The sequence below is a fragment of the Anaeromassilibacillus sp. D41t1_190614_C2 genome (assembly GCF_015558525.1).
GTDB lineage: Bacteria > Bacillota > Clostridia > Oscillospirales > Acutalibacteraceae > Anaeromassilibacillus > Anaeromassilibacillus stercoravium.
In genome coordinates this window covers 86,729-108,746 of the sequence record NZ_JADMOD010000012.1, presented here as the reverse complement: position 1 = coordinate 108,746, position 22,018 = coordinate 86,729, and the positions used below count along the sequence as shown (strand labels likewise).

Sequence of the window (22,018 nt, the reverse complement as noted above, 5' to 3'; positions counted from 1 at the left end):
GCGATGATATTTTTCAGTACCCTTTCCAGGGGTCAGCAAGTACTGACCCCTCTGGGGTCTGAGCAAACCACTAGTTTACTAGTGGTTGTGATTCGTGGATAGCAAAAACACTCCGTTTGTCTTAGCCAGAGCCTTGCCCCAATTTTTCACGTGGGATCAGATGAAACCGATTAAAAGTTAAAGGAGGTTATCAAATGCAACATAAAGTCAAATTGACCGTCATTGATAAAAAGTTGTACCCTGAATTACAAGCACAATACTGTGCAGATCCCCATGCGGGTGCATGTCCTTTGCTATAATGTCGGGGATGAATTCATCTTTGAACGCTATGGGATTGCCGACGATATATCACGTTCCGCAAAGAAGCTTTCAGTATAGTAACCGACTTTCAGGTAGTCCTGTCCCATGCGGGACATATCTTTTGATAACGCCTCCTCCCATCACGGCGGCGTCACTGGGGTGTAAAATTGTCTCTCATTATTTTCTGACTTATGTGGAAATTTCAGTGGGGCTATGATAGAATAGGGCCATCAAGCTATGGGAGGAGCGCGGAGGGAATGGGACTTTTCAAGAAGAAAATCACCGACCAGCTTTACGCCGGGTCGCAGTTTTTCCAGAACGGCCGGGTGGCCGGTAAACCCAAGGACCGCCGGGACTTTTATGCGAAGGCCATTGAGGCAGCTCGGAAAAGCGACAATACAGCCGTCAGGAATGCGGACATAGAAAATTATATCTGCTTCCTGCTCACGGATACGGGCCCCAAGGCGGATCTCGGCCTTGTGCGGCGTCTCATCGCCCAGCAGGAACCAGAGGAGTTCCGGAGGGACATTTCCGCTTGGGTGGATGAGATGGAGCGCTTGGGCATAGGCAAGGTGGGCGACAGCCGCCAGGAGATGCAGGACTTCCTGCTGAAGGCCGCGGGAAATGGCAGTTTCGTTGCGGCGGACATAGGCTGGCGGGTCTACGGCACGAACAGGTACTCCCTGGGCACAAGGGGCGGCGAGTTTGAAAAGGCATTTATCGAGGCGGCCTTCTCGGGGTACGGCCCAGCCGCTGCCGTCTTCTTGGCCCGGGAAAAACAACGGGCGCAGAACGGCGACACGCCACACCAGCTTAAATTCTGGGATGAGTTCGTAAACGTCACCCTGGCGGGTTCCCGGCCCTTGCCTCCGCTGCCGGAGAGCCTTGGAAAACTGGATGAGGCACGGCGCCTGGACGAGAGCGTGGTGCAGGCTACCAAGGTAGCTCTAACAGAGGAGTGGGACCAGATGCGCCGCCGCCGGGACCAATTGCTCTCACGGATATCGGAGCTGGAGGCATGCGCCCTCCGGGACGAGGGCCCCACCATGGACGAGGTCTTGGAGGAGATAAGCTGCTTTTGCGACTGGATACTGGTGCGGGAGGAGATGTACAGCTTTTCCCGGGAGAACAGGGGGATCACGCTGGAGGGCTCCGATGAGGAGAAGTTCAGCCACTTTGAGGGCATGGCCTGCCGGGCACCTCTGGAACCCTGGTCCCGACCGGATTATGGCCGGGAGGCGGAGACTCTTTTCCGCCGGGGCCGCTCCCTGGAACACCAGGCCCGCAGGTTCCCGGAGATAGTGCGGCTATACCGCCAGGCTGCGGAGTTGGGCCACGGAGAGGCCATGTACAGGCTGCACTCCATGGGATCCTTCTGGCCCGGCGCCACAAATGGTTGGGACAGCATCAAATACGACCCCGCCAAGTTCGGCTGGCCCATGGCCGGCAGTTGGCGGCACCCCATATGGAAGAGCGACGATATGGCCTGCGTGTTCCAACTGGCCCGGCAGGGAGATGTCGAGGGAATACGCCACATCTCCGAGATGCTCATCGACCTGCGGCAGAAGTATCGGGGCGATACCACCGGGATATACAAGGCCGTGGACTGGGAGTGCGAGACGATAATGGACCTGCAGATGGAGTACACCGGGTTACTGTCAGACATGGGTGACACGGAGGCCGCCTTCCACTTGGTGTGGCTGCATTTCTTATACGATTCCGAAAAGCTCCAACGCCGGTTCTGGGGCACCGCCCGGAACCGCTGCCAGAAGGAACTCTTCCGCCGGGGCGGCGGCTTGGGCTGTTACTTGGCCCCCTGCTACAACGATGTGTTCGGCATAGCCTCGGAGGACAGCCTGGCCGTGGCACGGAAGGCCGAGGAGATGGGCCTCACCGGCGCCGTGGAGGCGCTGCGGCTCCATTTCGAGTCCATAGAGCAGGCCGCCCGGGCAAACGAGGCCCAGCGCCAGGCCTACCAGCGCATGGCCATGGTGGAGGCCCGCAGAGAGGCTGTGGCCCAAGGTATGGACGAGTACAGAAGCAAGCTGGACTGGGCCGAGCGTGCCCACTCCTACGGCACCGGCGGCTCCGGCGTCACCCGCGAGGAGGCGCACATCTTAGGGGAGGTCTCCACAGAGCAGTACACTCGGGAACGCTTAATACGCAGTGAGCTTGAGGACAGCCAGCGAAGGAAATTGGAGGATGCGTTTGACTCCTCCCACGGCTTCAAGGATGACTAAGGGGCGCACTCATAATGATTAGATTAAAGCCGTCTCGACACCGGCTGTATTATGGAGGTAAACTATGGGACTTTTCAGAAGAAAGAAACCCACGAAAGAGGACGAAGGCTGGAAGTACTACAAAATGGCTTTGGATGAGAAAGGCCGCAACACAAGGCTGGAGCTGGAGTATACCCAAAAGGCCATAGAGCTGGGGGAAAGGCACGCTATGTGCCATCTGGCCTCCTACTATCTTGACCACTGCTCCACTGACAAGGAGAAGGTCCGGGAGGCAACCCAACTCATGGAGCAGGCCGAGTCCATGGGTGCGCTGCTCGAATGCCGGCGCATTGGCTACGCCTACGCCTTGCAGGGGCTTTACGATAAGGCATTCCCCCGCTATCTCAAAGGGGCCGAGGAGGGCGACTCCTTCTGCCAGTTCTGCACCGGCCTCTATTACAAAAACGGCCAGGGCGTGGAACAGGACTACGCCAAGGCCATCTACTGGTATGAGAAGGCCGTGGAGAATAAGGAGGTACTCGCTTTCAATAACCTGGGGCTGATGTACAAGGACGGCCTGGGTGTGGAGAAGGACAATGCCAAAGCCCTGGAGCTTTTGAAGATGGGTTCGGAGCTGGGGAATCACACGCCCAGCGGTAACCTGGCCTTTGACTACTACAAGGGTGAGGATCCCTGCCCGCAGGACTACGAGAAGGCCCGCCACTACGCAGAGCTGGGACTATCCCAAAGCAAGGGGAAGAACAAGAACTGCCGCTATGTGCTGGCCATGCTGGAGTGCGACGGCCTGGCAGGCATCCCCTGCAACCCATGCAGCGCCTACGACAAGGTCCAACAGCTGGCCCGGGAGGAATATAAGCCCGCCTTGGATGGAGGCGTGGGATACTGTCTCATAAAGCGCAGCGACTGGGTGAAGGCCCGCCGCCAAGAGGCACGGAACATGATGGCGGATCGCCCGGAGGAGGCCATCGCCATACTCCAGGAGTTGCGGGACTTGGGTTTCTGGCAGGTGGAGAAGGACATAGAGGCCTACGAGAACATGAAGGCCCGGGAACGGGCTCTGGAGCAGGACGATATGTACAAAAAGGCTCTGGAGGCAAACGATGTCAACGCCATACGCCAGGCCGCGGAGCATGGCTCCCCACTGGCCTGCGCTGATATGCTGGACCGTTACATGAAGGACCTGGAGCAGTCCGGCGGGAAGCCCGGCTGGGAGAGGGAGATAGGCCGGTACTTCCGCTACTGCAACACCTGCACAGAGATCCTTGGCGAGCAGCGTTTCACGGACATACGTGAGCGGCTCTCCCAGCGGGTGCTGGAGCACTGCCAGGAACTCTTGGACATGGAGGACGCCTGGAGCGCCTACATGCTGCTGAGCCAGCTGGACCAGCACAGCAGCGCCGACCTGATGCGCCTGCGTGTCAAGGCCGCGAGAGCACTGGACGATCCTGAACTGCTGATGCGCAGCCTGAAGGCCCTCTCCCTGTGCCAGGACGCCGGCGAGGATGAGCGGCGGGAAGCCGACAGCGAGCTCACGACGCTGAAGATGAAAAACGGGTAATCCTTGGAAACACCGCGTCATCGCGGCGGCATAAAGTCCCCGGCCGGAGGGAGGGTCCTCCGGCCGGGGAGTCTTATTAGCATCTCTGTTTGTCAGTCGTTAAGTTAGTCAGTTTTTCATACTTCCTTATCGGCATTAACAAGATGAAGAGCGCCTTGTTGTTGCTTTATTACAGGAAGATGCTGCAACCATGTATTTAGCGATCTAGGTGTAGGAAAAATTTGTTTTATAAATCAATGGCACCCAGGTTCAGGGTTCGCTGATGAATGCGGCGCTGGCGTGCCGTCTCCTGGGAGAGGCATTCCGCCTCCAAATCGTTCAGGGATTTTATGTGAATACCGGCCTCCTGCTGCTTAGAAGAAGAGAGCAGGCGGATTTCTTCTAATGGGATTCCGGAGAGATATTGAGAAATTTCATATTTCAAGCTTTCGAAACGGAAGGTCACAACGGCTTCTGTAATGCGAAAGGTTTCCGCCAATTCCCCTTTGAAATGCACAAAGTCTTGCCAGGTTTGCAATTGCGAGAATCGCTCTTTGATGCGGGGCAAAAGGAAGCGCGCGGGGAGCAGAAGCTCGGCAGCCCCTTCGTTCGCCTGCCATTCCAGGAAGCGATCTTGGTTTGGACGGGCGCGCTCAAAACAGTTAAAGGACTTTGCCGGACCGTCGCGGTGGAGCGTGACATGGATCAGCTCATGGCCGCAGGTGAAATTGTTCTCGCGCCAGGAAAGGTTCCCGTTGAGCAGGATAATATCCGGCCCGCCATCTGTGGAGAGGCAGGAAATCCCCTTTAGCCCGGGTGTTTTGAAGGGAGGAAACCCAAGGGCGAGGTTTGGAAGATTTTCGCACAAGGAGATGAGGTCCAAAGGCCCGTTTTTCTCAGAAATATTGCATTGATGGCGTAAAATGCGGATAGATTGGTAAAGTTCCGCTTTTGTACAATGCCGGTTCATTTTTTTGAATGTTTCCTTTTTAGTTTCCGGATCATATCGATGGCAATGCGGATGTCGTCCGGATCGATGTTGTTTTCCTGCGCTTCGCGGGCAAAATTGAAATAAACGTTGTTGAGCTGCCCTTCCTGGGGAGGAATCTCCCAACCCATCAAATAATCCGGTGTTACCTGGAGGACGTTCGCCAAGCAAGCCACCTTGTCCGCATTCAGGCTGGAGATCTCCCCGCGCTCCCAGCGGGAGATGGTTGCAGCGCTGACACCAACCGCCTGCGCAACCTTTTCCAGCGTGAGTCCTAAATCTAGCCTTCGGCTCTTTATACGATCCTTCCATTCCATACCCATGCCCCTCCTTTGAGAAAACGCCCTTGCACATTCTGTGTGAAATGGCGCCCCAAATACGTACGTTTGTTTTCTTAATTATGGCACAGCTTTTACGGATTTGCAATGATTATTCTAAATTTTATCGGTTTTGTCTTGCTTTCTTTGCCAATTTATGTAATAATAAGAACCGTTGGTAAAAGGCAAGGCTACCTATTCGTGTTCAGAGTGGAGTTTTTTGAGAGTTTGTTCGGAAAGACTTGACAGAGCCGAAAAGTGTATGTATAATAACTTTTATGTAATTGAGTTACTATTAACCCCTGCCTTTCGGCGGATGGGAGGGAAAATAAATGGCTGAAATCAGAATTAAGGACAATGAGTCCCTGGAAAGCGCGCTCAGAAGATTCAAGAAGCAGTGTGCAAGAGCGGGTGTCATTGCTGAAGTTCGCAAGAGAGAAGCTTATGAAAAGCCTTCTGTCAGGCGGAAGAAGAAGTCCGAAGCGGCCCGTAAGCGTAAGTACAGATAAGCGTTTACTGGAATGAATTTCACAAAAAGCGGGCTGTAAGCCCGCTTTTTTAACGTCCAAGGAAGTGTCTGCCCGATGCTTCTTTCCCAAGCGGAGGTGCCCGATGGCTTTGCTTTTGCCCACAGTTGCAGTAGAAACGCTTTTGGATGTCACGCCGGAGCTGCTGGCCTCGATGGGGGTGGATACCGTCCTTTTGGATGTGGACAATACTCTGGCTTATCACGGCTCCCAGGAACCTTTCCCAGGGACGGTCGAATGGACGCATGAACTGCGCAGCAGAGGTTTTCGTGTGATGATTCTATCCAATAATTTTGCAAAGCGTGTGGCGCCGTTCGCTGAAAAGTATGATTTGCCGTTTCTGTCCTTTTCCATCAAGCCGCTCCCCATCGCCTATTTCCGGGCGATCCATAAACTTGGGGCGCGCAGGGAAAAGGCGGTTGTGATCGGCGACCAGGTTTTTACCGATGTGGTGGGAGCGAACCTTTCCCGGATGAAATCCATATTGCTCACACCGCGCGGGGAGGAAAAAGGGTTTTCCATTCGCGTTCGCCGGACGCTGGAGCGGCCGGTTCGCCGGCGGATTGCACGGCAGTCGGAGAAAAAGGGGGGAGACGTATGAAACGGGTTCTGGTGATTTTGGGTCCAAACCTCAATATGGTAGGCGTTCGGGAGAAGGGCGTCTATGGGGATGAGACAGCGGAAAGCATCAATCTACAGATCTTGGAGCACGCCCAAAAATTGGGCTATTCGTGCGAGATCTTCCAGTCCAACCATGAGGGGGACATCATTGATAAAATCCACGCATGCCGGGGAAACTATGACGGCGTGGTGCTGAACGCGGGCGCTCTGACCCATTACAGTTATGCCCTGCACGACGCAATTGCCTGTGTACGGATTCCGTTTGTGGAAACGCATATGTCCAATATCCACGCACGCGAGGAGTTCCGTCATAAATCGGTGATCGCGGATGTGTGCGCGGGGCAGATTTGCGGCTTCGGGAAGTTTAGCTATTTTTTGGCGCTGGATGCGCTTAAGAACCTGATGTAATCGGGGAAAGACGAAAAATATGTCTTGAAAAATAGCAGGAAATATTATACACTTAAAGATAGTAAATTAGTTATTGGAGGATATGGTCATGATATCTGCAGGAGATTTTCGAAATGGCGTGACGTTTGAGATGGATGGCAACGTAGTTTCCATCATCGAGTTTCAGCACGTGAAACCCGGCAAAGGCGCTGCTTTCGTCCGCACCAAGATTCGCAACGTCATCACAGGCGCCGTCACGGAAAAGACCTTCAACCCGAACGATAAATATCCAACCGCTTTTGTAGAGCGCAAGGACATGCAGTATCTGTATAGCGACGGAGACCTGTACTATTTCATGGATTCCGAGACCTTTGAGCAGATTCCGATCAACAAGAGCGTTTTGGGCGATAACTTCAAGTTTGTCAAGGAGAATATGGACTGCAAGGTTCTCTCCTATAAGGGCAACGTGTTTGGCGTAGAGCCGCCGAACTTTGTCGAGCTGGAAGTTGTCAAGACTGACCCGGGCTTCAAGGGCGACACCGCAACCAACGCGACAAAGCCGGCAACGCTGGAGACTGGCGCGGAGATCAAAGTCCCGCTCTTTATCAATGAGGGCGAGAAAATCCGCATCGACACCCGCACGGGTGAATATATGGAGCGCGCATAACGCACAATACATTGGGATTCTTTTCAAGGAAGTGTCGGTTTCGATGCTTCCTTGAATGCACTTTTTGCTTTTGGCCGCGAGAGCGGTGGGAAGAATTGATTTGATTGAAATTAAAGGAGGCACAAGTCATGACGAACACTGAGAAAGTTGCGTACATCCGCGGTTTGGCAGAGGGCCTGGAGCTCGACGACAGCAAGAAAGAGGTCAAAGTTCTCAACGCGATCATTGATTTACTGGACGATCTGGCGATGTCCCTGGCGGATCTGGAGGATGGCTATAGCGATATGGCAGACCAGCTCGACGCGGTTGACGAAGACTTGGGCTCGCTGGAAGATGATTTTTATGGAGACGATGAGGATGACGAGGACGATGAGGACACCTGTTATTATGAGGTAACGTGCCCGAATTGCCATGAAACGATCTGCCTCTCCGAGGACATCATCGAGGACGGTCAGATGGATTGCCCGAATTGTGGCGAGACGCTGGAGTTCGACATCGACGAGTGTGACGATGACGGATGCGATTGTGGCTGCGAGAGCTGCAACGAATAAAGCTTACATGTTGGAAAAGGGCACCGTACTTGTTTGAACAGGTACGGTGCTTTTTCAAATAGATTGTGGTTCTTGAAAAGTTTTCCACAAACGCGCAGGATTGCAGATGCTTTTGTGGGACAAAAGGAGGAATTTTTCATGAAATGGATCAAACGGATTGCCGCTATGGCGTTGACGCTTTGTATGCTGGGTACAACTTTGACCGGTTGCGCATCCCAGACAGAGGAGGCCGCCAGCCAGGCGCCGGAGAGCGCACAGGCTTCGTCTTCGGAGGCCTCTGAAGAGCCTTCCAGTACGCCGGCTGAAAAGATTACGATCAACATCGCCGCCCAGAAGGGCCCGACTGGACTCGGCATGGTCAAGCTGATGCAGGACAGCGAGGACGGCAGCACCGCCAATACGTATAATGTCACCATCGCTTCTTCCCCGGACGCCGCGGTCTCCATGATCTCCAGCGGGGAGGCGGATGTCGCAGCATTGCCGACCAATACGGCGGCGATCCTGTACAACAAGACCTCCGGAAACGTGCAGCTGGCGGCGCTCAATACCCTGGGCGTGCTCTATGTGGTGACAAACGGCGAGGAGGTCAACAGCATCGAAGACCTCCGGGGGAAAACGGTTTATTCGTCCGGGCAGGGCGCAACGCCGGAATATGCGGTGAATTACATCCTCTCGGAAAACGGGATGGAGCCTGGTACGGACGTCACGATCGAATATAAGGCGGATCACAGCGAGCTGGCGGCCAGCATCCTTTCGGGCGATGCCAAGATTGCCGTTTTGCCCGAGCCGTTCGTGACGCAAGTGACCACCAAGGACCCGAATGTCAAGGTCGCGCTCAACCTCACCGACGAGTGGGACAAGGTTGCTGGCGATAAGAGCGTTTTGACCATGGGATGCCTGGCGGTCCGTAAGGATTTTGTGGAGCAGAACAAGGAGGCTTTTGACGCCTTCCTGGAAGAGTATAAAGCGTCTGTTGATTTCACCAATAGCCATGTGGAAGAGGCGGCCGAGCTCTCGGAGAAATACGACATCATGCCCGCTGCTGTGGCAGCAAAGGCCATCCCGAACTGCAACATCGTCTATATGGATGGGGACGAGATGAAGCAAAAAATGCCGGACTTCTTAAATATCCTGTATACAGCCAACCCCAAGTCCGTCGGAGGAGAATTGCCGGGTGAAGATTTTTACTATACCAAATAAGAGCAATTCCCCGAAGAGGAGCCGGGCGGCAGAATGGGGACGGAAGTGCTTGGCGGCCCTGTTTTGGCTGGCACTCTGGCAGGTTTTATATTTGGCCGTTCAACAGGAGATACTGATTGTATCTCCTGTTCGCGCATTCGGACGACTCTTGGAGCTCGCAGGGGAAGCGGAGTTTTGGATTACGGCATTCTCATCCATGCTGCGCATTGTTTCCGGCTTCCTGCTGGGGGTGGTGGCCGGTACCCTTTTGGCTGCATTGACGTCGGTGTCGCGCCTCTTGTACGACGTATTCCACCCGATGATCAGCATTGTAAAGGCGACGCCGGTGGCGTCCTTCATTCTGTTGGCGTTGGTCTGGATTGAATCCCCCTATGTGCCGGTCTTTACCGCATTTTTGATGGTGCTGCCCGTCGTCTGGGGGAACGTGTCCAATGGGATCGCCAAAACAGACCGCAACCTGCTGCAAATGGCGGAGGTCTATCAATTTGGGATTGCAAAAACCATCCGCCGCATCTACCTGCCGTCCATTATGCCGTATTTCACCGCCGCCTGCACAACCGGCATGGGACTGGCCTGGAAAGCAGGCGTTGCCGCGGAGGTTCTTGCCAATACAAAGCACTCCATCGGCGGCAATATCTACAATGCAAAGATTTACATCGAGACGGCCGACCTCTTTGCGTGGACGGCCGTGGTGATCGTCATCAGCGTCCTCCTGGAAAAGCTGATGATGCGCCTGATGAAAACCGTTGGGAAAAAATACAACCTTTCGTGAGGAAAATGCATGAAATTAACCATTCAAGATGCCTGTAAGTCCTATGAGGGGCGCCCGGTCCTGGAACAGCTTTGCTTGGAGCTCCCGGAAAAGGGGACCGTCTGCCTGTTTGGGCCTTCGGGTTGTGGCAAGACCACGCTTTTCAATTGCATTGCCGGGCTGGAAAAGCTGGATTCCGGCGCGATTTTGGGGATGGAGGGACGCAGAGTCGCGTATATGTTCCAGGAGGACCGCCTGTTGCCCTGGATCAATGCACGCGAGAATGTGGAAGTGGTCCTGCGCCATGCGGATGAAAAACAGGCCCAAAAATGGTTGGAGGCGGTCGGCCTGGGGGAGGACGGCGACAAGCGCCCGTCGGAGTTGAGCGGCGGCATGCGGCAGCGCGTTGCGCTTGCCCGTGCGCTGGCGTTCGGCGGCGATGTGATCCTCTTGGACGAGCCCTTCCGCGCGCTAGACCCAAAGACGCGCCTGCGCATGGAGGCGTTGGTGCAGGAGCACAGCCGGGAGGCGCTCAAACTTTTGGTGACGCACGACCGGGAGGAGGCGCAGTTCCTGGCGGACCAGATCCTCTATTTAGAGGGGCCGCCCCTGCGGATTGTGCGAAGGGAATTTCCGTCTGACCGGCGGAACGACGCATGAGACCGGTTCCATTTTGTTGAGATTTGGAAGAAGATGTTCCTTTTATAGGAAAACTATGCTATAATCGAAAACAGACCCTTTTGAGAAGATGGGCCGGCAGCTGTCATCTGGCAAAGTACGGATTTAATAAAGATACGGCGCTACAACGCTGTGGATCACTCTATTGTGGGGGAATGGTAATGAGACAAAAGAGGGCCAATATTTGGTCAGCCCTGCCTCAGGTGCTTTTTGACATCGTTTGGGTGTATTTCAGCTATTGGATTGCTCTGATGCTTCGGTTTGATGGAAAGGTCCCGTGGTGGGAATTTGAGTATTTTCAAATACAGATCCCGTGGGCAACCTGTATCTGCCTGGTGGTCTTTTTTCTATGCCGGTTTTATACGACCATGTGGCAATTTGCCAGCCTCGATGAATTGATACAGATTTTCTTCGGGGTGTCCATCTCAAGCGTTTTGATTGCAGTGATGGGATTTACTATGGCGAGTCCCGTATTTCATACGAACCGCCTGCCGATCCCCGTATATTTGATGGGATGGGCGTTGATGTTCCTGTTTGTGGGCGGTTCGCGCTTCTCCATCCGCCTGTGGCACCGCCGCAAGCGCAGGCTCTCCCAGCAGGATAGCGAGGAGTTCCACCGCGTGATGGTGGTGGGCGCCGGGGAAATGGGCTCCATGGTTATCAAGGACATGAAAACCGCACCGGAGAGCAAAGGCATTCCCGTTGTGGCGATCGACGACGATAAGAGCAAGCGCGGGACGCGCATTCACGGCGTGAAAGTGGCGGGCGGCCGGGAGAGTATCCCCCGCATGGCCGGACGCTACAACGTAGACCAGATTGTTTTGGCGATTGCCTCTGCGAAAAAAGAGGACCGTCAGGACATTTTGAGCATCTGCGCAAAGACCGGCTGTAAGCTGAAAACCGTCCCGGCGCTTTATGAGATCTTGGAAGGCGATATGGAGCACCCAGCGGTGCGCGATGTGGATATTCTCGATCTTTTGGGCCGCGACGAAGTTGACCTCAATGTGGAGGAGATCAGCGGCTATTTGAAGAACAAGACGGTGCTGGTCACGGGCGGCGGCGGTTCCATCGGCTCTGAGCTTTGCCGCCAGATTGCGCATTTCCACCCAAAGCGCCTGATTATCTTTGACATCTATGAGAACAATGCCTATGACCTCCAGAACGAGCTTCTGATGAAATTCCCGAACTTAAATTTGGAGGTATTGATCGGTTCCGTGCGCGACCGTGCGCGTGTCGAGCATGTCTTTGAAGTGTGCCGGCCCGATGTGGTCTTCCACGCCGCTGCGCACAAGCATGTTCCCCTGATGGAACTCAGTCCGGGCGAGGCGGTCAAGAACAACGTGTTCGGGACGCTCAACGTGGCGCAGGCCTGCGATAAGTACGGCGTGAAGCGCATGGTGATGATCTCCACGGACAAGGCGGTCAACCCCACCAATATCATGGGGGCTACCAAGCGCATCTGTGAGCTGATTATCCAATATTGCAGCCGCCACAGCAAGAACACAGATTATATGGCGGTTCGCTTCGGCAATGTCTTGGGAAGCAACGGAAGCGTGATCCCGCTGTTTAAGCGCCAGATTGCGGCCGGGGGTCCGGTGACGGTCACGCATCCGGATATTATCCGCTATTTCATGACGATCCCGGAGGCGGCCCGCTTGGTGATTCAGGCCGGCGGCATGGCCCACGGCGGGGAGATCTTTATTCTCGATATGGGCGAGCCGGTCAAGATCGTGGATTTGGCGCGCAACTTGATCCGCCTTTCCGGGCTGGAGCCGGATGTGGACATTAAAATCAAATATACCGGCCTGCGTCCGGGCGAAAAGCTCTATGAAGAGCTTTTGCTGGATAGCGAGGGCGGTTGCCAGAAGACGTCGCACCAATTGATTTATATTGGAAAGCCCATTCCCTTTGATGAGGAGACTTTCTTGGCAGATCTGGAAAGCCTGCGCAAAGTTGCCGGGGTGGACAATGTAAAAATGGTCGAGCTGGTACACCGGCTGGTGCCCACCTATACCGGCCATGCCGAGCGGAGCGATGCGCTGGCAGCCGAATAAAATAATTTCTAACAAAATTGAAAGAATTTGGATGCCTCCCTTGTATTATGGATATACGGGGAGGCATTTTTTGTAAGGATTTCCTTTTTATAAATCCATGGATTTTCCTTGAATTCTATTCCATCATCGCCTATAATAGACATCATGGGAGAGAATTCTAAAGGTTATGCCTAAAATTTGCCCATATTTTGAGCTTTACATAGGAAATCGAGACAAATGTTTCCCAAGGACCGAGAAATCCATCAGAAAAGGAGCGTACGCACGTGAAAAAATGGAGAAAGATCGCGGCGGCTGTGCTTGCAGCAGCGATGTTATGCACGACCGCCGCTTGTTCCGGTTCCCCACAGCAGGTGGAGGATTCCGTTGTGACAAGCAGTTCTGTCAGCAGCGAGACGGCATCGGAGAGTAGTTCTTCTGCGCTGACAGAGCCAGAAAGCGCCCAGGAGCCGGAAAGCAGCCAAATCGCCCAGGCTACGGAGGAAGATTCCTCCGCGCAGGCCCCCGCAGCACCAGAGGATTCGCAGCCGCCCGTAGAGACAGAAAGCAGCGAATCTGCGCTGACGGAGGGGACGGTCAGCAGCCCTTCCTACAATGAACCGGCAGCGGCAACCCCGGTTGTTCAGGAAGAGGAAATGCGTGCGGTATGGGTTCCATTTCTCAGCCTGGATATGACCAAGGAAACGGATAAGAGCTATACGGCTTTCCAGAAGAAATTCAACGACATTATTGCCAAGGCGAAGGCCAGCGGCGCGAATACGTTGGTCGTGCATGTACGTTCCCATGGCGACGCCTATTATCCCTCCAGTTATTATCCGTGGACCCATTTCCTCAGTGGGACACAGGGGGTAGGCCCGGGTTATGACCCGTTGGCGTATATGGTTTCCGCCACCCATCAGGCGGGGTTGAAGTTCCACGCGTGGTTTAACCCGCTGCGCATCAAAGCGGGCAACTACCCACCGGTGGTCGCTTCCAATAGCCCGTACAATCTTTGGAAGAGCGACCCGACCAAGGCAAACTGGACCTTCACGCACAATGGCTCCATTTATATGAATCCCGGCTATTCTGGGGTGCGCGATTATATTGTAAACGGGATTAAGGAAGTCGTTCAAAAATACGATGTAGATGGCGTACAGTTTGACGATTATTTTTATCCGTTTAATGTGAATTCTACGGACGTCACGCTGGACCAAGCCGCCTATCAGCAGAGCGGTTCCACGCTGTCGATCGGTGCGTGGCGGACGCAGAACATCAATAGCCTGGTTTCCTCCGTCTATAAGATGATTAAGGAGACCAAACCCAATGTTGTCTTTGGGATCTCCCCGCAGGGGAATATCACCAACGATCTCAACGCGGGCGCAGATGTCTACACCTGGTGCAGCCAGCCCGGTTACATCGATTATATCTGCCCGCAGATTTATTGGACGTACGACCATCCGACCGCGCCGTTTGAGACGCTGGCCAAAAAGTGGAAGAGCCTCGTGACAGCGGACAATGTGAAAATGTACATAGGCTTGGCGCTGTATAAGGCGGGAACGGATTCCAATGGATGGGAAAAGGCAGATAATATTATCGCCCAGCAGATTCAGACCACGCGCAGCTTGGACTGCGATGGGTTTATGCTCTATTCGTGGGCATATCTGGACAATCCACAGACGGCAAAAGAGATGGCAAATGTGAAAAAACTCCTGAACGGTTAAAGCTCAGAGGTAGGGAAAACGGCCCGTCTACAGGAAACCCCTGTCGGCGGGCCTTATGAATTTATAAATCATTACAGTCTTTTTACAAATAGAGCAATTTGTGGAAGTATATGATATAATGGCCTCACAGTACGGCCCAAATGGAGAAATTCCGTGCTTTTTATCGAGCGGTTGGCCATTGCGGAAACTCCTGAAAAAGTAGGAAATATTCTGGCGGGACCGGCGGGAATCCGGCGGTTTCGCGCATGGGGAGAGATACATGAGCCTAATCAATGTAAAAGACATTCGTAAGGTTTACCGGGTGGACGAGGAAAAAATTGTCGCGCTCGGGCGGATCAATTTGCGGATTGAACAGGGCGAAATCTGTTGTATTTTGGGTACGTCCGGTTCGGGAAAATCCACGTTGTTGAATATCATGGCGGGATTGGAAAAGCCCACAAAGGGCAGCGTCTTTATTGCGGGCAAAAACGTCACCCAGTTTACAGAAAAGCAATGGGCACTGTTCCGCCAGCGAAACATCGGCTTTGTGTTCCAGTCTTACAATTTGATGCCCACGCAGACAGCGATTGAGAACGTCGCTATGCCGTTGATGTTTAAAGGCATCAACAAACGGACGAGGACCAAGGAAGCGGTCCATATGCTGAAAGCTGTGGGTTTGGGCAGCCGGATGATGCACCGCCCTACGCAGATGAGCGGCGGCCAACAGCAGCGCGTCGGCATTGCAAGGGCGTTCGTGGCAAAGCCAAAGATTGTTTTTGCCGACGAACCGACCGGGAATTTGGACAGCAAGACAAGCCGCGGCGTTATGGAAATTATGGTACGTATGGCGAAAATACATCATGAAACCTTGATTATCGTGACGCACGACGTCAATATTGCGAAATATGCCGACCGGATCATCAATTTGCACGATGGAAGCATCATCAGTGACGAGCCGAACCAATCTATTGTCTCCTTGGATGAGGAGAAAAAAGAACCGGCTTCTGCGGCCGTGAATGAATAAGGAGGAGCTTTATGAACAGGTTTGTAAAACAGGGGATTTCGCTGTTTACTATGCTAGTGCTGCTTTCCGCCATGCTGGCGTCCGCGGCGCCTGTTTTTGCAGCAGATGAAGAGTATGAACCCGATCCGGTGGTTTATAGCGATAAGCAGACGGTGAGCAAAAACACGCCCTTTGAGGCTACGTTCGTCTTTGACCACTCGAATTATTCTTCGTCGGCCAGGGTTGAAGAGATCGAAATCGACGTCAGTAGCGTCACCAGTGCCATTTCTTTGGGAAAAAAGAGCTACACAACGGATAAGAACGAAATCCTTTGGACAAACGACACCGACATTGAACTGCCGACTTCATCCGATGACGACGGCACAACAAGGGTGGATTTTGGCTATCAGTTGACAATCCCTGAGAAATATATGAAGCGTGTCAACGACAAGGCAGGTACGTTGCGCTTTAAAATTTCTTATTACGATAAAAATGGAAGTCGGATCAATTCCTTTACCGTTCAGAAGACGATTTTTGACCCGGTTGGCGACGGGACGAGTTCCGATGAGGAGGAAGAGGAGGATAAGCCCATCCTGACGGTGACGTCTTATTCCACCGACCCGGCCAGTGGGATTAAAGAGGGCGACGCCTTTAACCTCAAGGTCACAGTGAAAAACAACAGCAGTGTGGCTTGCAACAACATCGTAGCGGCGTTCGACAATGCGAATGCTCCGGAAATCACCATGCGCGGTGCGATGGACACGCTATATATCGATTCGTTGCCCGCACAAGCCACTGCAACATTGACCTATCCGCTGGTCTGTGAAGCCAAAATGGAGTCAAAGAGTTATCCCCTTTCCATTAAATTTACTTCCAGCGATCTTGCGGCAGATGCCAGCGTTGCTCCCCGCATGTTTATTCCGGTGACGGGGACAAAGGTCAGCACAGAGGAAGAAGCGAGCTCGAATTCCAGCGTCCCACAGATCATTATTGAGAGCTACGACTACGGCGGGATGGCAGTGACAGGCGGAACGGAATTCATGCTGACAATGAATTTCCGCAATACGAGCCCGGATATCGCCATCGAAAATCTGAAGATGACCGTCTCTTCCGCGCCGGATGGCGATGAGGGTGTCGTCGCGTTTACGCCATCCCGCTCTTCGAACACATTCTTCATCCAGAATGTGAAGGGTGGCGGCAGTTTCCAGGAACAGATCGCCCTCTATCCGAAGGTGGACGCAGCGCCAAAGTCTTACGGTGTGACGGTCGACTATACATATGAAGCAGTGGTGGACGGGGTCCGCAAAGCGGACTTAAAGGGGACGGAGACGATCTCCATCCCGTTGACACAGCCCGACCGTTTTGAGATCAACCAGGTGGATCTCTTTGGGCCGATCTATATGGGGGACCAGGGGCAGCTCAGCATCAGCTATGTCAACAAAGGGAAAAGTACGATTTTTAACTTGGCGGTCGATCTGGAGGGGAACTTCACTTCCGAGGATATGTCCACTTATATTGGCAATGTGAATTCCGGAACAGGCGATTCGTTTGAGGCTTCGCTCATGCCGATGGATGTGGGAACCATGGCCGGTACCGCGACCTTCACTTATGAAGACGCCAACGGCGAAACCAAGGAGATCAAAAAAGAATTCTCCTGCGACGTGATTCCACTGCCTGCCGATATGGGAGGGGTGGTTCCAGAAGGGGATATCCCAGTCGATGGGGACCCTTCGGCAACGGCGGGCCCTCCCACCTGGGCGATTGGCCTGACGGTTGGCGGCGGAGCGCTTCTTCTGATTGTCATCCTCGTCTTTATCCGCAAGAAGCTGAAGGCAAGGAAACTCCGGATGCTGGAAGCGGAGGACGACTACGACGATGATCCTTTGGATGGCAGTAAATGACCGTACAGCAACAGAATGCCTCACCATTGAGAAAGGAGGGGCCTCGCCTTGAAATGGAAAGATATGATCGGCATGAGCTTGAGCAATTTGTTCAAGCGTAAAGTGCGTACTTTGCTGACGGTTGCCGGCGTCATTATCGGCACATGCGCGATCGTTGTAATGGTTTCCTTTGGCATCGGTATCAATGAGAGCATGAATACCATGATGGAGGGGATGGGCGACCTGACAATCGTCCAGATCAACAACTATAACCAGACGCCGGAGTCTACCCCCCTCGACGATGACATGATTGCAAAAATTGAAGCGATTCCCCATGTGGTAGCTGTCACGCCGGTGTATACGCTGGATTGGAATGCAGTAACGATCAACAGCGGAAAGTATGCCTATCAGGGGCAGATCTATGGCGTCAATATGAAATCCCTCGCAGATTTTGGTTATACGGTACAGGAGGGTTCGCTGCCCGGCGATGACTTTGAAGAGAATATGATTTTGTTTGGGTGGTCGGCGCTATATAACTTCTACAATACGAAGAAGACCAGCAACAATATGATTTTTGCCCAGCCCGATGCGACCGGAACCATTCCAGACCCTTATGTGGATCCTATGAAGGACGAGTTGGAATTGGTCATCAACGAGATGCAGGGCAACCTGGATGAGGGGACGAGCACGACCACTGCGAGTAAAAAGCAGAAACCGATCGAACTCAAATGCATCGGTGTGATGGGCGACGACTGGAGCCGGAATCCACCGCCGGGATATGCGGTGTTTATGGATGTCAGCTTTGCGAAAAAGCTGCAGGAACAGTACAATAAGATTAATGATGTTGATACGACAAACACGAAATCCAGCTATGATAATGTAAGCGTAAAGGCTGAGAGTGTGGAGTATGTTGCAGAAGTTGAAGAGGCTATCCAGGCATTGGGTTTTGCAGATACCTATAGCATGGAAAGTATCCGCAAACCTTTGGAACAGCAAATGAGCACCATCCAGATGATTTTGGGTGGTTTGGGTGCCATCTCTCTGCTTGTAGCGGCATTAGGTATCACCAATACCATGATTATGTCTATCTATGAACGCACAAGAGAAATTGGCGTGATGAAGGTTCTGGGATGCGTGGTTGGGAATATCCGCACCATGTTCCTAGTGGAGGCCGGTACAATCGGCTTTATGGGGGGCATCCTGGGATTGGCGTTTAGCTATGGCATATCGTTTGCAATCAACTCCTTCGCGGCTGCGGGGAATAGTATTTCTTTGGGCGGGATCGTTGGCGTTGGGGTCACTGGTTCCAATGTATCCATTATCCCCGTTTGGTTAGCGTTTGGCGCGCTGGTGTTTGCCACGATGATCGGTTTGATCTCTGGATTTTACCCAGCCAACCGCGCTGTAAAAATCAGTGCGTTGACGGCGATTAAGCAGGAATAATTTCACAGCATGATTTACACGAAAAGCGGACGCAGTTTTGTTGACTGCGTCCGCTTTTTGCATGGTTTAGGAGATGTGGGAGGAGATTACCTTGTGTTGATGTTGCTTGCGTCCGCTGCGACTTCATAGCCGAGCGTATTGAGTTGATGTTCGATTGCGTCGTAAGACGTGCCGGAACTGTCGTAATCCACGGCCACCAGATTGTGGGAAGGATTCACGCTGACGGAAGTTACGCCGTGCAGCCGGTCCAACCCGCGCTTGATCTCTTTTAAATCGTGTTTTCCATTCACACGTTCTACAATCATATAAGCGCTTTCCCTTGGCATCTTCATCACCTCAAAAGTAGCTTTCCCGAATCGATTGTGGATATGACGCGGCAGGTTTTGGAAACAGAGATAGGAGAAAGGGCGTATCTAACTAACGGGAAGGTTTAAAGCACTCAGAGCGAATCAATCTGTTTTTGTATGGTTTCCAAGAGTCACAAATGGATGCTGTCCTGCATAAAATGGTTTGAATCCATTCAAAAGGGGGACAAGATGCATGAAAGGAATTGATATCAGCCACCATAACACGGTCGATTGGGAAGCAGCCAAACAGGCGGGCCTGAAATTTGCCATGCTGCGTTGCGGCTATGGAAGCGACTTGAAGGAGCAGGACGATCGAAATTTTGAGGCGAATGTAGAAGCTTGTGACCGCCTTGGAATCCCATGGGGCGCCTACTTGTATAGCTATGCGTTGAATACAGAAAACGCCAAGAGCGAGCTGGCACACCTTTTGCGCCTATTAAAAGGGAAGAAGCCGCTTTTTCCGGTCGCTATTGATATGGAGGACGGAGACGGCTATAAGGAGAAACACGGGATGCCTTCCCGTCAAACACTCACCGACATCATTCGCACAGTCTGTGCAGGTTTGCAGGAAGCCGGGTATTTGGCTGCCTATTATGTCAACAAAGACTGGTACAACCGGATGATTTATCCGGAACAGCTTTCAGAATATGTGTTTTGGTATGCGCGTCCCGGCGTCGAAAAGCCGGATGAAGCATGTGCGCTTTGGCAAAACGAGATTATGTCCACGGGAGGCGAATGGCCGGGCGTGGAAACCGATGGAAAAAACGGTTCGGATACCGATATCAGCTTTCAAGATTTTCCAACCCTTGTCAAAAACAAAGGGTTGAACGGATGGAAAATCGAAAACCCGGTTTCGATTGATACAACGATGGATGTGCACAAGGCGCGCGGGCAATGGTACGGTGTAAAATGTTCCGCCGCAGACCCATCTAAAATTGAACTCTACGCCGGTACGCCGGACATTGTTACGGTGATCCCGGTGCGGCGTACACAGACCGAGCAGTTTTTCCTGGTGGTCCCCATTGGGCAGCCGGGGCAATCCACTGGGATCTGGACCCGCTATGGCGGGGCGGAAGATACGGCGGCCCGCAGGTTTGTTTTCTGGATCTCTTAAATAGGAATAGGCCCTGTGCTTTCGGGCATAGGGCCTATTGCGTGATTGCCAAAAAAATTTGAAAATGCTGTGCAATTGGTGCAATTTCTCCAAATGCGTACAATCTGCTATTGAAGCGCTATTTTAGGTGGAAAAATCTATTTAGCCATATGCCTTTTCGAGAGGATGAATGGAATTTTATCATACAGATTACAAACAGCAAGCGCAGGGATTGTGATTAAAAACCAAAGGATGGAAAATGGGAGGCAGACTTGCCCCATAATATTCAATGGTAGATGGGAATAGTCCCAAACATCCTGTTTCCATGCAACATTGACAATTAAACCAATCGCGAATTCCACAGAAGTGATAATTCCAGAACCAGCACAGCATTTTACGGCCAGGCATTTTCCTTTCATAGAACGATTACAAATGCGGTCGATCAAGCAAAGGCAAATTCCACCGGCTACGGACATCGAAAGATCGGTATGCCCACGGCACAAAATTTCCAACATCGGGTAGACAGAGCCACCGGTTGCAAATAAGAGTGCGTTTTTCTTCATTTGTCTTTTGCGGCCTCCTATTCCGTTAGATCATCCATAGTTGTTTACAAAATGGACAAAATTATACAGTTCTCACGCTTGCGATTCTCTAAAAAAACGGTATAATGGATTTTAGAATATTTTATTCGGCCGGAGGCCAATAGGGAGGCCACCTGGCGGCCGTGAAAGGAAGGTTTGTATGATAATTTTCAGCGCGCCGGATTATAATGGAATGAGCCGGAAGGCGGCAAATCTCATCTCTGCACAAGTGATCTTAAAGCCGGATTCTGTGTTGGGCCTTGCCACAGGTTCTACGCCTTTGGGCGTGTATGCGCAGTTGATCGATTGGTATAATAAGGGAGACGTCGACTTCTCCAAAGTGCGCAGCGTAAACTTGGACGAGTATTGCGGCCTTGCACCGGACCACGAGCAAAGCTACCACTATTACATGAAGGAGAACTTCTTTAAGCACATCAATATCCATTTGGAAAATACCCATGTGCCGAACGGCTTGGCAGAAGATGTGGCGGAAGAAGGCCGCCGCTATGATGCGTTAATTGAGTCCCTGGGCGGCATCGATCTCCAGCTTTTGGGAATCGGCAATACGGGCCATATCGGCTTTAACGAGCCGAGCGAGAGCTATATCAAGGAGACCCACCGCGTCACGTTAAACCAGAAGACGATTGACGCCAACTCCCGGTTCTTTGCCAGCAAAGACGAAGTTCCGAGATACGCGGTTACAATGGGCATTGGTTCCATTATGAAGGCAAAGAAGGTCCTGCTGGTGGCGAACGGTGCTGGCAAAGCGGAGATCCTCTATCAGTCCCTGTTTGGGCCGATTACCCCGGAGGTGCCGGCGTCGATTTTGCAGGTCCATCCGGATGTTACCATTGTGGGCGATGAAGAAGCGATGTCGGTCATCCGCGAGAAGTGCCCGGAAATGATTTATTGAGAATTTCAGTCGCGTTGTTTATAAAGAAGCCCCTTTCACGGAAATTCCGGTTGAAAGGGGCTTCTTCATTGTATGGGAAAAGAAGGTTCCTGAAAGCGTCCGGTTTTAAAGCGAGCGGTTGCAAAATGTCAGTTGTTTCTTCAAATGGAAAAATTTCTGTTTTTGGCTGGCAGCAGAAAACGTTTGCCTTTATCCGCAGAAAATGATAAAATGATGTATATCTGATTTTAGCAAAGCAATGCGAAAAAGCAGCAGGAAGCGCGG

21 protein-coding genes are annotated in these 22,018 nt (G+C 52.5%); 17 read left to right on the top strand and 4 right to left on the bottom strand.

Annotated features, from left to right (window positions below; translation table 11 throughout):
• The first annotated feature begins 557 nt into the window (after window positions 1-557).
• Window positions 558-2,540 (top strand): hypothetical protein, encoded by a 1,983-nt coding sequence (locus I2G69_RS10375; RefSeq protein WP_191362496.1) that lies wholly within the window; start codon window positions 558-560, stop codon window positions 2,538-2,540.
• A 64-nt stretch (window positions 2,541-2,604) separates the two neighbouring features.
• Entirely contained in the window at window positions 2,605-4,098 is a 1,494-nt protein-coding gene (locus tag I2G69_RS10370; protein WP_195451215.1) for a tetratricopeptide repeat protein, read from the top strand.
• Between the two features lie 226 nt (window positions 4,099-4,324).
• Here I2G69_RS10370 and I2G69_RS10365 read toward each other — a convergent pair whose 3' ends face one another.
• Together I2G69_RS10365 and I2G69_RS10360 are read right to left on the bottom strand one after the other, a co-directional pair.
• The gene (locus I2G69_RS10365; protein ID WP_191362494.1) at window positions 4,325-5,047 is read right to left on the bottom strand and encodes an ImmA/IrrE family metallo-endopeptidase; all 723 of its coding nucleotides are present in this window, start codon (window positions 5,045-5,047) and stop codon (window positions 4,325-4,327) included.
• Entirely contained in the window at window positions 5,044-5,382 is a 339-nt protein-coding gene (locus I2G69_RS10360; RefSeq protein WP_172749491.1) for a helix-turn-helix domain-containing protein, read from the bottom strand. Before I2G69_RS10360 ends, I2G69_RS10365 begins: the two co-directional genes overlap by 4 nt.
• Before the next feature lie 332 nt (window positions 5,383-5,714).
• Here I2G69_RS10360 and rpsU point away from each other — a divergent pair, with 332 nt between their 5' ends.
• The 13 genes from rpsU to I2G69_RS10295 all read left to right on the top strand — a co-directional run bounded on the left by rpsU (window position 5,715) and on the right by I2G69_RS10295 (window position 18,820).
• Window positions 5,715-5,891: a 30S ribosomal protein S21 gene (rpsU, locus tag I2G69_RS10355; protein WP_054324066.1), complete on the top strand. Its 177-nt coding sequence runs from the start codon at window positions 5,715-5,717 to the stop codon at window positions 5,889-5,891.
• A gap of 103 nt (window positions 5,892-5,994) precedes the next feature.
• Window positions 5,995-6,510 (top strand): YqeG family HAD IIIA-type phosphatase, encoded by a 516-nt coding sequence (locus I2G69_RS10350; RefSeq protein ID WP_087229260.1) that lies wholly within the window; start codon window positions 5,995-5,997, stop codon window positions 6,508-6,510.
• The gene (gene aroQ, locus I2G69_RS10345) at window positions 6,507-6,938 is read left to right on the top strand and encodes a type II 3-dehydroquinate dehydratase (protein WP_087229258.1); all 432 of its coding nucleotides are present in this window, start codon (window positions 6,507-6,509) and stop codon (window positions 6,936-6,938) included. The genes I2G69_RS10350 and aroQ overlap by 4 nt, the downstream gene beginning before the upstream one ends.
• Window positions 6,939-7,026: 88 nt before the next feature.
• Window positions 7,027-7,584: an elongation factor P gene (gene efp, locus I2G69_RS10340; RefSeq protein WP_087229254.1), complete on the top strand. Its 558-nt coding sequence runs from the start codon at window positions 7,027-7,029 to the stop codon at window positions 7,582-7,584.
• Between the two features lie 128 nt (window positions 7,585-7,712).
• Window positions 7,713-8,135: a CD1247 N-terminal domain-containing protein gene (locus I2G69_RS10335; RefSeq protein ID WP_087229251.1), complete on the top strand. Its 423-nt coding sequence runs from the start codon at window positions 7,713-7,715 to the stop codon at window positions 8,133-8,135.
• Between the two features lie 138 nt (window positions 8,136-8,273).
• Complete coding sequence (locus I2G69_RS10330; protein WP_195560739.1) at window positions 8,274-9,335, top strand: ABC transporter substrate-binding protein; 1,062 nt, start codon at window positions 8,274-8,276, stop codon at window positions 9,333-9,335.
• Window positions 9,310-10,107 (top strand): ABC transporter permease, encoded by a 798-nt coding sequence (locus I2G69_RS10325; protein WP_330610164.1) that lies wholly within the window; start codon window positions 9,310-9,312, stop codon window positions 10,105-10,107. Before I2G69_RS10330 ends, I2G69_RS10325 begins: the two co-directional genes overlap by 26 nt.
• 9 nt (window positions 10,108-10,116) lie before the next feature.
• A complete protein-coding gene (locus tag I2G69_RS10320) occupies window positions 10,117-10,746 on the top strand; it encodes an ABC transporter ATP-binding protein (RefSeq protein WP_191441248.1) in 630 nt (209 codons plus the stop codon).
• Window positions 10,747-10,925: 179 nt separating this feature from the next.
• Window positions 10,926-12,818: a nucleoside-diphosphate sugar epimerase/dehydratase gene (locus I2G69_RS10315; RefSeq protein ID WP_087229239.1), complete on the top strand. Its 1,893-nt coding sequence runs from the start codon at window positions 10,926-10,928 to the stop codon at window positions 12,816-12,818.
• A 263-nt stretch (window positions 12,819-13,081) separates the two neighbouring features.
• Window positions 13,082-14,515 (top strand): glycoside hydrolase family 10 protein, encoded by a 1,434-nt coding sequence (locus I2G69_RS10310; RefSeq protein ID WP_191448455.1) that lies wholly within the window; start codon window positions 13,082-13,084, stop codon window positions 14,513-14,515.
• A gap of 259 nt (window positions 14,516-14,774) precedes the next feature.
• A complete protein-coding gene (locus I2G69_RS10305) occupies window positions 14,775-15,518 on the top strand; it encodes an ABC transporter ATP-binding protein (protein WP_087229233.1) in 744 nt (247 codons plus the stop codon).
• A gap of 11 nt (window positions 15,519-15,529) precedes the next feature.
• A complete protein-coding gene (locus I2G69_RS10300) occupies window positions 15,530-17,398 on the top strand; it encodes a COG1361 S-layer family protein (RefSeq protein WP_087229230.1) in 1,869 nt (622 codons plus the stop codon).
• A gap of 48 nt (window positions 17,399-17,446) precedes the next feature.
• Window positions 17,447-18,820, top strand: a complete 1,374-nt coding sequence (locus I2G69_RS10295) for an ABC transporter permease (protein WP_087229227.1) — start codon at window positions 17,447-17,449, stop codon at window positions 18,818-18,820.
• 86 nt (window positions 18,821-18,906) lie between these two features.
• Here the strand turns inward: I2G69_RS10295 and I2G69_RS10290 are convergent, their stop codons facing one another.
• Window positions 18,907-19,125, bottom strand: a complete 219-nt coding sequence (locus I2G69_RS10290) for a heavy-metal-associated domain-containing protein (RefSeq protein WP_242969602.1) — start codon at window positions 19,123-19,125, stop codon at window positions 18,907-18,909.
• 235 nt (window positions 19,126-19,360) lie between these two features.
• Here I2G69_RS10290 and I2G69_RS10285 point away from each other — a divergent pair, with 235 nt between their 5' ends.
• Complete coding sequence (locus I2G69_RS10285; RefSeq protein ID WP_191448456.1) at window positions 19,361-20,281, top strand: GH25 family lysozyme; 921 nt, start codon at window positions 19,361-19,363, stop codon at window positions 20,279-20,281.
• A gap of 137 nt (window positions 20,282-20,418) precedes the next feature.
• Here the strand turns inward: I2G69_RS10285 and I2G69_RS10280 are convergent, their stop codons facing one another.
• A complete protein-coding gene (locus I2G69_RS10280) occupies window positions 20,419-20,823 on the bottom strand; it encodes a putative ABC transporter permease (protein ID WP_087229220.1) in 405 nt (134 codons plus the stop codon).
• A 178-nt stretch (window positions 20,824-21,001) separates the two neighbouring features.
• On the opposite strand from I2G69_RS10280, the gene nagB reads away from it, so the two are divergent.
• Entirely contained in the window at window positions 21,002-21,754 is a 753-nt protein-coding gene (nagB, locus tag I2G69_RS10275; RefSeq protein WP_087229218.1) for a glucosamine-6-phosphate deaminase, read from the top strand.
• The last annotated feature ends 264 nt before the right edge of the window (window positions 21,755-22,018 follow it).

Bases quoted from the DNA above. Each gene is read 5' to 3' on its own strand.
- I2G69_RS10370 (WP_195451215.1), top strand. From the start codon at position 2,605: ATGGGACTTTTCAGAAGAAAGAAACCCACGAAAGAGGACGAAGGCTGG.
- I2G69_RS10285 (WP_191448456.1), top strand. From the start codon at position 19,361: ATGAAAGGAATTGATATCAGCCACCATAACACGGTCGATTGGGAAGCA.
- aroQ (WP_087229258.1), top strand. From the start codon at position 6,507: ATGAAACGGGTTCTGGTGATTTTGGGTCCAAACCTCAATATGGTAGGC.
- I2G69_RS10365 (WP_191362494.1), bottom strand. From the start codon at position 5,047: ATGAACCGGCATTGTACAAAAGCGGAACTTTACCAATCTATCCGCATT.
- I2G69_RS10335 (WP_087229251.1), top strand. From the start codon at position 7,713: ATGACGAACACTGAGAAAGTTGCGTACATCCGCGGTTTGGCAGAGGGC.
- I2G69_RS10300 (WP_087229230.1), top strand. From the start codon at position 15,530: ATGAACAGGTTTGTAAAACAGGGGATTTCGCTGTTTACTATGCTAGTG.
- I2G69_RS10320 (WP_191441248.1), top strand. From the start codon at position 10,117: ATGAAATTAACCATTCAAGATGCCTGTAAGTCCTATGAGGGGCGCCCG.
- I2G69_RS10375 (WP_191362496.1), top strand. From the start codon at position 558: ATGGGACTTTTCAAGAAGAAAATCACCGACCAGCTTTACGCCGGGTCG.
- I2G69_RS10330 (WP_195560739.1), top strand. From the start codon at position 8,274: ATGAAATGGATCAAACGGATTGCCGCTATGGCGTTGACGCTTTGTATG.
- I2G69_RS10305 (WP_087229233.1), top strand. From the start codon at position 14,775: ATGAGCCTAATCAATGTAAAAGACATTCGTAAGGTTTACCGGGTGGAC.
- I2G69_RS10350 (WP_087229260.1), top strand. From the start codon at position 5,995: ATGGCTTTGCTTTTGCCCACAGTTGCAGTAGAAACGCTTTTGGATGTC.
- I2G69_RS10360 (WP_172749491.1), bottom strand. From the start codon at position 5,382: ATGGAATGGAAGGATCGTATAAAGAGCCGAAGGCTAGATTTAGGACTC.
- nagB (WP_087229218.1), top strand. From the start codon at position 21,002: ATGATAATTTTCAGCGCGCCGGATTATAATGGAATGAGCCGGAAGGCG.
- efp (WP_087229254.1), top strand. From the start codon at position 7,027: ATGATATCTGCAGGAGATTTTCGAAATGGCGTGACGTTTGAGATGGAT.
- I2G69_RS10290 (WP_242969602.1), bottom strand. From the start codon at position 19,125: ATGATTGTAGAACGTGTGAATGGAAAACACGATTTAAAAGAGATCAAG.
- I2G69_RS10315 (WP_087229239.1), top strand. From the start codon at position 10,926: ATGAGACAAAAGAGGGCCAATATTTGGTCAGCCCTGCCTCAGGTGCTT.
- I2G69_RS10280 (WP_087229220.1), bottom strand. From the start codon at position 20,823: ATGAAGAAAAACGCACTCTTATTTGCAACCGGTGGCTCTGTCTACCCG.
- rpsU (WP_054324066.1), top strand. From the start codon at position 5,715: ATGGCTGAAATCAGAATTAAGGACAATGAGTCCCTGGAAAGCGCGCTC.